The 10,616-nt window shown below is 37.9% G+C and carries 10 protein-coding genes; 9 read left to right on the forward strand and 1 reads right to left on the reverse strand.

Annotated features, from left to right (window positions below; all coding sequences use genetic code 11):
* Positions 1 to 75: 75 nt before the first annotated feature.
* Positions 76 to 1,224 (reverse strand): acetylornithine deacetylase, encoded by a 1,149-nt coding sequence (gene argE / locus GQR53_RS19430; protein ID WP_165744979.1) that lies wholly within the window; start codon positions 1,222 to 1,224, stop codon positions 76 to 78.
* Positions 1,225 to 1,448: 224 nt separating this feature from the next.
* On the opposite strand from argE, the gene argC reads away from it, so the two are divergent.
* The 9 genes from argC to GQR53_RS19475 all read left to right on the forward strand — a co-directional run bounded on the left by argC (position 1,449) and on the right by GQR53_RS19475 (position 10,572).
* Entirely contained in the window at positions 1,449 to 2,459 is a 1,011-nt protein-coding gene (argC, locus tag GQR53_RS19435) for an N-acetyl-gamma-glutamyl-phosphate reductase (protein WP_165744980.1), read from the forward strand.
* Positions 2,460 to 3,227 carry an acetylglutamate kinase gene (gene argB, locus GQR53_RS19440; protein ID WP_165744981.1) on the forward strand — a complete coding sequence of 256 codons (768 nt, stop codon included), beginning with the start codon at positions 2,460 to 2,462 and terminating at the stop codon, positions 3,225 to 3,227.
* A 7-nt stretch (positions 3,228 to 3,234) separates the two neighbouring features.
* A complete protein-coding gene (locus GQR53_RS19445) occupies positions 3,235 to 4,167 on the forward strand; it encodes an ornithine carbamoyltransferase (protein ID WP_002958764.1) in 933 nt (310 codons plus the stop codon).
* On the forward strand, positions 4,164 to 5,366 hold the full coding sequence (locus GQR53_RS19450; protein WP_007377844.1) for an argininosuccinate synthase: 1,203 nt from the start codon (positions 4,164 to 4,166) through the stop codon (positions 5,364 to 5,366). Before GQR53_RS19445 ends, GQR53_RS19450 begins: the two co-directional genes overlap by 4 nt.
* Before the next feature lie 52 nt (positions 5,367 to 5,418).
* Positions 5,419 to 7,284, forward strand: coding sequence for an argininosuccinate lyase (gene argH, locus GQR53_RS19455; protein WP_002958762.1), 1,866 nt, complete (start codon positions 5,419 to 5,421; stop codon positions 7,282 to 7,284).
* Between the two features lie 259 nt (positions 7,285 to 7,543).
* The gene (locus tag GQR53_RS19460) at positions 7,544 to 7,744 is read left to right on the forward strand and encodes a hypothetical protein (protein ID WP_165744982.1); all 201 of its coding nucleotides are present in this window, start codon (positions 7,544 to 7,546) and stop codon (positions 7,742 to 7,744) included.
* 1,121 nt (positions 7,745 to 8,865) lie between these two features.
* Entirely contained in the window at positions 8,866 to 9,309 is a 444-nt protein-coding gene (locus tag GQR53_RS19465) for a hypothetical protein (protein ID WP_231619994.1), read from the forward strand.
* Positions 9,310 to 9,812: 503 nt separating this feature from the next.
* Positions 9,813 to 10,340, forward strand: coding sequence for a hypothetical protein (locus GQR53_RS19470; RefSeq protein WP_165744984.1), 528 nt, complete (start codon positions 9,813 to 9,815; stop codon positions 10,338 to 10,340).
* 1 nt (position 10,341) lies between these two features.
* The gene (locus tag GQR53_RS19475; RefSeq protein ID WP_240917513.1) at positions 10,342 to 10,572 is read left to right on the forward strand and encodes a hypothetical protein; all 231 of its coding nucleotides are present in this window, start codon (positions 10,342 to 10,344) and stop codon (positions 10,570 to 10,572) included.
* Positions 10,573 to 10,616: the final 44 nt, after the last annotated feature.

Here is a 10,616-nt window from a genome sequence, read left to right on the forward strand (position 1 = left end):
AAAAAATCCCCGCTAATTTCTTAGCAGGGATTTGTGTATAAGAGACAGCCAATTGGCGCCTTTATTGTAATCTTATTAGCTAAAGCAATTTGCTTTTATAAGATCAGTGATTATTTGTTGTGATGGTTTTATTTTTTCCATCGCTAAAAATTCATCAGGCTGGTGTGCTTGGTTAATTGAGCCTGGGCCCATTACAATCGTTTCACAACCGAGTTGCTGGATAAACGGCGCTTCAGTGCAGTAATTTACTGCGACCGCTTTTTGCCCCGCTATTTTTTCAGCCATTTTTACTAAAGCACTGTCGGTGCTACCACTAAATGCCGGTATTGGTTCATGTAAATCAATAACGCTCACCGCATTTGGGTATTGCTGATTTATCTCTTTCGTTGCATCGAATACTAATGCTTGTAGTTCTTGTACACTTAAACCTGGTAATGGGCGCATATCTATATGCATTTCACAGCAACCACAAATTCTATTCGCGTTATCGCCGCCATGAATATTACCTAAGTTTAATGTTGGATAAGGGATTTCGAAGTGGTTTATTGAATACTTATGCTTTAAATGTTCTTTTAAGATCATCAATTTTGTAATCACTTTATGCATTACTTCAATGGCGTTAAGACCACGTTCGGGATCGGAGCTATGCCCAGAGCGACCAACTACTCTTATTGCTGTACTCATATGGCCTTTGTGCATAAATACTGGCGTCATATCAGTAGGTTCGCCTATTATACAACGCGCAGGTTTTAAATTCGGGTGCTTACATATTTGTTGTGCACCAGCCATCGTTGTTTCTTCGTCAGCGGTGGCAAGGATTAAAATAGGCTGAGTTTGCTGCTTTTCATCAAGTTCACTAATCGCTTGTAATACAAAAGCAAAAAAGCCTTTCATATCAATACTTCCTAGCCCATACAATTTGTTATCGAGTTCGGTAAGTTTAAATGGATTATGATTCCAACGACTGTCATCAAAAGGCACTGTGTCGGTATGACCAGCTAGCATTAATCCGCCATCACCTTCTCCGCGTTTTGCTAATAAATTATAGCGCCCTTTACCTCCTTCTAATTCTATAATTTCACACGTAAAACCGATTGTTTCGCACCAACTGGCTAGGAGTTCGATTACGTTTTTATTGCTCATACACAGGTTGTCTTCAATAGCACTAATAGAAGGGGCTGCAATCAATTGTTGGTACATGGAAATAAACGAAGGCAAAGGCATAAAAAAATCCAAAATTATTATTCAATTTAATTGCATAACAATATAAAAGTATTTATGATGAATATCAATTCACTTTTTAAGCATAAATATATTAAAAGTAACACCATGAAAATAATGCGACGATAATCAAAATTCATTAATAAAAAAGACTTAATTAGCGTCTAAGCTAGTTTAAGCGAACATTATAGATAAGTAGTAATTAATTTTAAGATAACGAGTAACAAATGAATGTAGTGATTATTGGCGCAAGCGGATACAGCGGCGCAGAGTTAGCAAGTTTAGTTGCTAAGCATCCAAACTTAACTTTAACAGGCTGTTATGTATCAGAGGGTAGCTTAGATAAAAATAAATTGCTAAGTGATTTATACCCGGAGCACCTTGGCTTACTAGACTGCCCTTTACTTCCTCTTAGCGTATCAGCTTTTGATGACATTCAAAGTGATGCTGATTACGTATGCTTATGTACCGATCACAAAGTAAGTGTTGATCTAGCGCCGCAATTTTTAGCTATGGGTAAAAAGGTATTTGATTTATCTGGTGGCTATCGTTTAGCAAGCAATGACGACTACGTTACTTACTATGGTTTTGAACATCAACATCCAGAGCTTTTAAATGAAGCGGCTTACGGTCTAGCTGAGTGGAACCATGATGCTATCGCTAATGCAAAGCTAATTGCTGTTGCAGGCTGTTACCCAACAGCAGCGCTTAATGCGCTAAAACCGCTTAAGCAAGCAGGCTTATTGAGCAGCGAAAGTATTATTATTAATGCGGTTTCGGGCGTTACAGGCGCAGGGCGTAAAGCCAGTGTAGGAACACATTTTTGTGAAGTGTCGTTTGCACCTTATGGTTTGTTTAACCATCGCCACGGCCCTGAAATTGAACAACACCTTGGCCACAAAGTGTTGTTTACACCGCATCTAGGTAATTTTCCGCGCGGTATTTTAGAAACTATTTATGTACAGCTTAAGCCAGGCGTTACCAAGGAAAACGTTGCATCGGCTTATCAAGTACTTTCGAGCGAGCCATTAATTCGCTTATTAGGCGATAAAGTACCTTCAATTAAAGGTGTAGCTAAGCAGCCATTTGTTGATATTGGCTGGCAGCAACAAGGAACGCAGTTAATTGTGATGTCTGCTATTGATAACTTATTAAAAGGCGCTGCTGGACAAGCTTTGCAGTGTATTAATATTTCTATGAATTTAGATCATACCACTGGTTTAAAAGGAGCGTTTTAAATGAGTAAAAAAACGTGGGTAATTAAACTAGGTGGTGCAGTACTTAATACAGAAAATGCAGCAAAAGCGTTGTTTGATGTATTAAATGAGCAAACAAATGATGAGTTTGTGATTGTACATGGCGGTGGCGCTTTAGTTGATACATGGTTAAAACAAGCGGGTTTTGCCAGTGCTAAACACCAAGGATTACGTATTAGCCCAGCAGAGCAAATGCCTTATATAGTCGGAGCACTCGCAGGTTGCGCTAATAAACAATTAATGACTCAAGCTATTAGTGCTGGGCACAAGCCTGTCGGCTTAAGTCTTTTTGAGGCAGGTGTTACTGCCACTCAAAAGCTAAAAGCGCTTTGCTTAGTGGGTAAATGTAAAAGCAACGACGATTCTATTGTTAATGATTTACTTAAAATCGGTCGCCTACCCATTGTTAGCTCTATAGGCTTTGATGAGCAAGGGCTTTGGTACAACGTAAATGCAGATGAAGCAGCAGGGGCTATTGCTAGTAACTTAAATGCTGAGCTTATTTTTATGACGGATGTTGAAGCAGTGCTTGACGAAAATAAACAGCCGTTACATCAACTTGACACAAAACACATTGATACTTTAATTACAAATGGAGTAATTGTGGGCGGGATGGAGGTCAAAGTTAAGACCAGCCTTCACGCTGCCCAACATTTACGACGCGGTGTGTATATTTCCAGCTGGCAAAAGCCAGAAAATTTAACTGCTCTGCTACAAGGCGAGCATGTCGGAACTAAGATTACACCATAGGTTTATTATGTTTGAGAATTTTTTAACGGGTTTAGAGTTAGACCAAGAAGGCGCACTTAATTTATTAAAGTTAGCGCAAGATATAAAAGCAAAACCAGAAAAATACAGCAATGTATTAGCGGGAAAATCAATCGTAACATTGTTTGAAAAACAAAGTTTACGTACTCGCTTATCGTTTGATATAGGTATTAACCGTCTTGGTGGCCATGCAGTTTATTTAGATCAGCAAAATGGCGCTATGGGTGCACGTGAATCAATTAAAGATTTCGCACTTAATATTTCTACTTGGGCTGATGGTATTGTTGCACGCGTAAATCAGCACAGCACATTAACTACATTAGGTGAATACGCATCAGTACCGGTAGTAAATAGTTTGTGTGACTTATACCACCCATGCCAAGCTCTTGCTGATTTTTTAACGCTTCAAGAAGTTCACGGCGATGTGAGCGAGCTTAAAGTGGCTTACTTAGGTGAGGGCAACAATGTAACTCATTCATTAATGCTTTTAGCGGCAACGCTTGGCACTGATTTTGTTGCTGTAACGCCAAAAGGCAGCTCGCCTGATTCGCAAATTCTTAAAAAGGCTGAGCAAATAGCAGCAATGAATGGCGCCTCAGTGATGGTAAGTGACCGTGTTGAAGCGGCTGTGGGTGCAAACGTTGTATATGCAGATACATGGGTATCAATGGGTGATACAACACCACTTGAGCAAGTTAAAGAAAAATATATGCCTTATCAATTAAATCAGGCATTGCTAGATCAAACAGGTGCAACTACGGTATTACATTGCCAACCGGCACACCGTGAATTTGAAATTACCTCTGAGGTAATGGATGGTCCAGCATCGAAAATTATTCAACAAGCAGAGAATCGCATGCACGCGCAAAATGCTTTGCTAGTTACATTACTAAATCCAAATTTTGTTAAGGAACACCTATGAGTTCAATTAAAAAAGTCGTTTTAGCCTATTCAGGTGGTCTTGATACATCGGCTATCGTGCCATGGTTAAAAGAAAACTACGGTTGTGAAGTTGTTGCGTTTGTAGCGGATGTAGGTCAAGGCGCAGAAGAACTTGAAGGCGTAGAAGCTAAAGCAATCGCTTCAGGTGCTTCAGAATGTTACGTAGTTGATTTAAAAGATGAAATGGTAAGTGATTACATTTATCCAACACTTAAAACGGGCTCGATTTACGAAGGTACTTATTTACTAGGTACGTCTATGGCGCGTCCTATTATTGCTAAAGCACAAGTTGAAATTGCACGTAAAGTAGGTGCTGATGCACTTTCTCATGGTTGTACTGGTAAAGGTAATGACCAAGTTCGTTTTGAATCATGTTTTGCAGCCCTTGCTCCAGATTTAAAAGTAATTGCGCCATGGCGTGAGTGGGACTTATCGAGTCGAGAATCATTACTTGATTACTTAGCAGAGCGTGACATTCCGTGTTCAGCATCTGCTACAAAAATTTATAGCCGTGATGCTAACGCTTGGCATATTTCGCACGAAGGTGGTGAGCTTGAAGATCCATGGTGTCAACCAACTGAGCAAGTATGGACTTGGACTAACTCTCCAGAGCAAGCACCAGATAAATCAGAACTAGTAACTTTAAAAGTTGTTGAAGGCGAAGTGGTTGCTGTAAATGGCGAAGAACTTAAACCATATGACTGTTTAGTTAAATTAAACGATATTGCATCACCTCATGGCGTTGGACGTGTTGATATTGTAGAAAACCGTTTAGTAGGTATGAAGTCACGCGGTTGTTATGAAACACCAGGTGGCACAGTAATTATGGCTGCGCTTCAAGCCATTGACGAGCTAGTGCTTGATAAAGCAAGCCGTAAATGGAAAGAAGTACTAGGCGGTGAATTTTCACATTTAGTATACGACGGACGTTGGTTTACACCACTTAAAGATTCTATTTTAGCCGGTGCAGAAGCACTTTCTAAAGTGGCAACAGGTGAAGTGGTACTTAAGCTTTATAAAGGCCAAGTAACTGCGGTTCAAAAGCAATCACCAAATAGCTTATACAGCGAAGCATTTGCTACATTTGGTGAAGATGATGTGTATGACCAGTCACACGCTGAAGGCTTTATTCGTTTATTCTCGCTTTCAAGCAGAATTTCAGCATTGGCTAAAAAGTAAATTATTTAATAGCCCCTTATAAAAGGGGCATTACAGGGTTTGGAGAGATTTCATGGCATTATGGGGCGGACGTTTTTCTACGGGTCCAGATGAGGCGTTTAAGCAATTTAACGACTCTCTTCCCTTTGACTACCAGTTAGCAGAGCAAGATATTATTGGCTCTGTGGCATGGGCAGGTGCACTTGAACAGGTAAATGTACTTTCAAGTGATGAGCATACAAAATTAGTTGCTGCATTAAATGAGCTACTTGAAGAAGTTAAAGCTGATCCACAATCAGTTGCTACTTCAGGTGCAGAAGATATTCATTCACACGTTGAAGCTGCTCTAATTGAAAAAGTAGGTGATTTAGCTAAAAAATTACATACAGGCCGAAGCCGTAATGACCAAGTTGCCACCGATTTTAGACTATGGTGCCGTGATACAGCCGATCATTTATTAGATGCCATTGCACAGCTAAAAGGCGAATTTGTAGCGCTTGCAGAACGAGAGCTTGGCACAATATTGCCAGGTTACACGCATTTACAGCGCGCACAACCAGTATTGTTTAGCCACTGGTGTATGGCGTATGTAGAAATGCTAGAGCGCGATGAAAGCCGCCTGCAAGATGCTAAAGCGCGCATGAATTTTTGCCCATTAGGCAGTGGTGCATTAGCAGGTACAGCTTATCCGATTGATCGCCAAGCATTAGCCCACGGATTAGGTTTTACAGCGGCTACAAAAAATAGCCTTGATGGCGTATCTGATCGTGACTTCGTGTTAGATCTTTTAAGTTGTGCGTCTATTTCGATGATTCACTTATCTCGTATGTCTGAAGATTTGATTTTTTATAATTCAGGTGAAGCCGGATTTATAGAGCTTGCTGATAACGTCACGTCAGGCTCATCGCTCATGCCTCAGAAAAAAAATCCTGATGCACTTGAGCTTATTCGCGGTAAAACTGGACGTGTATTTGGTGCATTTAGCGCTATGATGATGACACTAAAGGCGCTGCCACTTGCATACAATAAAGATATGCAAGAAGACAAAGAAGGCCTGTTTGACGCTATGCCAACATGGCTTGCATGTATTCATATGGCGCAAGCATGTATTAAAGGCGTAAAAGTAAATGGTGATAAAACGTTAGCAGCGGCAAAAGGCGGCCACGCTAATGCCACCGAGCTTGCTGATTACTTAGTTGCTAAAGGTGTGCCATTTAGAGAAGGGCATCACATTGTGGGTGTACTTGTACAGCTTGCGATTAGCGAAGGTAAAACGCTTGAGGAGCTATCACTTGAGCAGTACAAATCAGTAAACACTGTATTTGAAGATGATGTTTACCCAGTACTTGAAATTGATGCGTGTATAAAAGCGCGTCAAGCGCTTGGTGGGACGTCTATTGAGCAAGTAACTAATGCTGTTAAAGAAGCCAAAAAAAAACAGCAAATAACGGTACGTGATGCAAATTTAGATGATGTAGAGGCAATTGCAACACTTATACAGCATTGGGCAACGGTAGGCGAAAACCTACCGCGTGCAAAAAGCGATATGGTGCACTCTATTAACGAGTTTGCAGTTACTGAAATAAATGGAAAAGTGTCAGGTTGTGCATCGTTATACATTTACGATACCGGCCTTGCTGAAATACGCTCATTGGGTATAGACCCAAAAAGTAAAGTGACGGGGCAGGGTCGACAGCTTGTAGAGCACCTACTTACTAAAGCCAAAAAATTGGCACTTAACCGAGTTATTGTATTGACCCGTGTCCCCGATTTTTTTGAACAACAACGTTTTACTTTTTGTAGCAAAGACTCTTTGCCTGAAAAAGTAATGAAAGATTGTGAACTTTGCCTTCGTAAAGAAAATTGTGACGAAGTAGCAATGGAATATATTTTGAAGCTAAGTACACGTGCGGAGATCCCGTGTAAATACGTAGCTTAAACTCCCTGGATACAAAAAACGTACGGTTATCCCTGTGCGTTTTTTTATATTTGCAGTAAACTGGTCGGAGCTGTTTAGTTTGATTATATTTTTTGAGTGAATTTTAATGCGTCAAAAAAAGTTGGCGCATGTATTGCTAACTATAAGGTAGATAGCAAAATAGCTATCACTGCTTAAAACAGGTAATGCATTTATCTACATAATAATGTGGTTAAAAGTTGCACCAAATATAAATAAAACTTTTACAAGGATCAATCACATGCAAGTTTCAGCTAATAGCCAATTACAAATGCAAGCATACAACAAAACACAACAATTAAAGCCTGCAATGGAACAAACTGCTAGCCCTAAAACCCTGCAATCTGATACAGTAAGCTTCTCACAAGAAGCGATGACTGCTGCGAGTAATGAATTGCAGCGTGGTGGTGGTTCTATTCTTTCAGGCCAGAAACCTAAATAAATGTAAGGTATTGAATGTTTTTAACTGAGTTCTTTGGTCTTTTTTCATTATCAGCTTTTGTTATGTGGGCTTTTTTAATGGCCTTCTTTTTCAATATTTTTGTATATAGCCTAGGCGTTAAAAGAAAGACGACTTTATTACTCAGTTCATTCGTTATGATGGTATCGTATACTGCGACAGATTATTTTTATACTTGGCTTTCCTATTATCAAACAACCTATCTTGACTGGGCTTTACACGACATAGTCACAATCTCTTTTCTTACAACTCTATTTTTTGTGATAAAGAAAACGACTCCCTCTTTTTTGTACTTATTAATCGGCCTTTTTATTAACACTACCTTTTTTATTTTGATGTACTTAGATGTTTATTTTTATGAGAACCTCGAACCTTGGTGGTTTTGGAGCCTCTATCAGTTCACTATAAATATTATCGATATATTAATGGTTGTATCATTAATAGTAGATAGAGACTTTTTAGGGCTTCATAAGTTAAAGAACAAAACCCTCAGCTACTTCAAGTCTAACGATACCAACAAAGTAACCTAGCTCAAATGTACGTTACTGAACCCTTCATGGTTTATGTAAAAGCCTTCACTCAGTGGGGCTTTTTAATGGCCTTTCTGTATTGTTTGACCTCTACGATAAATAAAGAAAATAAGTCTCCTGTTTATTTATCTGCGCTTATTCTCTGCTCATATGTTTTTAGTGGTTATATAGACTTATTAGAAGGTTTATATTTAAACTCGATGCTCTACGATTTTGTTACTATTTTAGCTTTGTTAACTTTACAGTACTTCAAAGTGCTCCAACGTTCTGCAGCTTTTCACTTCATAATAATTTCGTTAACGATAAATGCAGTACTTACCTTAATACTGCACTATGATCTATATGTCTTATATAATATTGAGCCTTGGTGGTATTGGAGTTTTTATTCGATAGGTGTTAACTCTATAGATACTCTAATGATGCTTTCATTAGTACTCAATAGGAACATTATACAGATGCTACATTTAAAAGCCTTCAAATTAAACTTGAAAAAGTCGTAAAATAATGGGTGAACTTTTGGTAAGTCCAACAGTGTCATTGTACATAGGTGCATTTGTACAATGGGGATTCCTTATGGCATTTTTATACTCCCTTGCTCATTCGATTAATAAGCCTAATAAAGAAAGAGTGTATTTGTCTTTAGTTATGAGTATTTCATATTCATTTAGTATATTTACAAATCTTGATACGGTAACTTATCTCGATTTTTTGTTTTCCGATACTTTAACTCTCCTAGTTATTATTTTCCTTAGGTGGCTATGGCATGGTGGTATTACCTATCTATATATTATTACTGGTTTAGCTATAAACTCAACTCTGCATTTTCTCATGCATTACGACATCTATATATCAAATAATACAAGCTACTGGTGGCTTTGGAATGCTTACGCAATAGGGGTTAACGCTGCTGATTTCATAATGGTAGCTATATTTTTTATAAACAAAGATTTTTTAGGTTTGTATAAACTAAAAGGGTGGTTGCGAAATAATAAATTTATAAAGGGGCATGATGGCTGACATACTGTGGGATCTGGTAGCGATTAGAGATTATGTAGGTATTTTTATTACATGGTTCTTTGTAATTGCATTTCTTTATAATTTGTCAGCAAGCATAAACAGTCCCTATAAAAATACAATGTACCTTTCTGGTATTATGATGATTTCGTATACCTTAAGTACACTGTTCGATATGGTTATAGTGTCTCACTTAAACTATTTTTACTTCGATATTGTAACTCTAATTATTATTTCTGCGTTTCGGTACTGCAGTCGAGGCCCAATTCCTAACGCATTTTATTATCTTGTTTTTGGTCTGAGTATTAACGCATCTTTATTTTTAGCTATGCATTACGATATAGAGATTTTAGGTACTCTATATTATTGGTGGTTTTGGAACGTTTATGTATTTGGTATGTACTTTACAGATTTGATAATGCCATTAGCGCTTATCTTTAACAAAGATTTTTTAGGTCTAGTTAAGCTTACTAAATTTTTAACTGAAAAATTTAAAAGGTCACGCAATGCTTGATTTTTTATGGCAGCTGGCTGGTTTATACGACTATATAACCATTTTTACTACATGGTCTTTTGTACTCGCTTTTTTATATAATTTGTCTGCAAGCATTAACAAGTCTGACAAAAGCTGCACACAGCTTGCATTCATTATGATGGTATCTTACACCTCAAGTATTTTTATGGATCCCTTGAGCAACACACCCCATTTGACCCTTTTTATATTTGATATCTTAACTATATTTTTTCTGATTATATGGCGGATATACTTTAGTAAAAATCTCCCCGTAGCCTTTTATTATCTTTTAGTCGGACTTAGCTTTAACGCATTTGTTTTTCTTGGAATGCACTACGACAGTATTGTTTTAGGAAATTTAGACTACTGGTGGTTTTGGGCCTTATATGCAATAGGACAAATAATTTCTGATTTAACGATGCTTTTAGTTCTCCTAATTAATAAAGATTTTTTAGGTTTGGTTGCATTAAAACGGTATTTACTTAATCGTAGAAAAAGCACTCATCAAAAGGTTGAATAGAATGGAAGAGCTATTTTGGCAATTAAATTCAGTTAACGAATATTTTGGAATACTTATTACATGGCTGTTTGTTTTTGCTTTTTTGTTCACTTTATCAGCTGCTATTAATAAGCAAGATAAAAGCCGAGTTAACCTTAGCTTTATTATGATGGCTTCGTACACATCTAGTTTATTTATGGACATAACTACTGCAGCTCCGCATTTAAAGATGTTTATATTTGATGTACTGTGAGCGTCTAGCGAACTACACCTATGTTTTAAAATTCCAGGGTAACA

Source organism: Pseudoalteromonas sp. Z9A6, assembly GCF_011378805.1.
Classification (GTDB): Bacteria; Pseudomonadota; Gammaproteobacteria; order Enterobacterales; family Alteromonadaceae; genus Pseudoalteromonas; species Pseudoalteromonas distincta.

Bases quoted from the DNA above. Each gene is read 5' to 3' on its own strand.
- argE (WP_165744979.1), bottom strand. From the start codon at position 1,224: ATGCCTTTGCCTTCGTTTATTTCCATGTACCAACAATTGATTGCAGCC.
- argC (WP_165744980.1), top strand. From the start codon at position 1,449: ATGAATGTAGTGATTATTGGCGCAAGCGGATACAGCGGCGCAGAGTTA.
- argB (WP_165744981.1), top strand. From the start codon at position 2,460: ATGAGTAAAAAAACGTGGGTAATTAAACTAGGTGGTGCAGTACTTAAT.
- GQR53_RS19445 (WP_002958764.1), top strand. From the start codon at position 3,235: ATGTTTGAGAATTTTTTAACGGGTTTAGAGTTAGACCAAGAAGGCGCA.
- GQR53_RS19450 (WP_007377844.1), top strand. From the start codon at position 4,164: ATGAGTTCAATTAAAAAAGTCGTTTTAGCCTATTCAGGTGGTCTTGAT.
- argH (WP_002958762.1), top strand. From the start codon at position 5,419: ATGGCATTATGGGGCGGACGTTTTTCTACGGGTCCAGATGAGGCGTTT.
- GQR53_RS19460 (WP_165744982.1), top strand. From the start codon at position 7,544: ATGCAAGTTTCAGCTAATAGCCAATTACAAATGCAAGCATACAACAAA.
- GQR53_RS19465 (WP_231619994.1), top strand. From the start codon at position 8,866: ATGGCATTTTTATACTCCCTTGCTCATTCGATTAATAAGCCTAATAAA.
- GQR53_RS19470 (WP_165744984.1), top strand. From the start codon at position 9,813: ATGCTTGATTTTTTATGGCAGCTGGCTGGTTTATACGACTATATAACC.
- GQR53_RS19475 (WP_240917513.1), top strand. From the start codon at position 10,342: ATGGAAGAGCTATTTTGGCAATTAAATTCAGTTAACGAATATTTTGGA.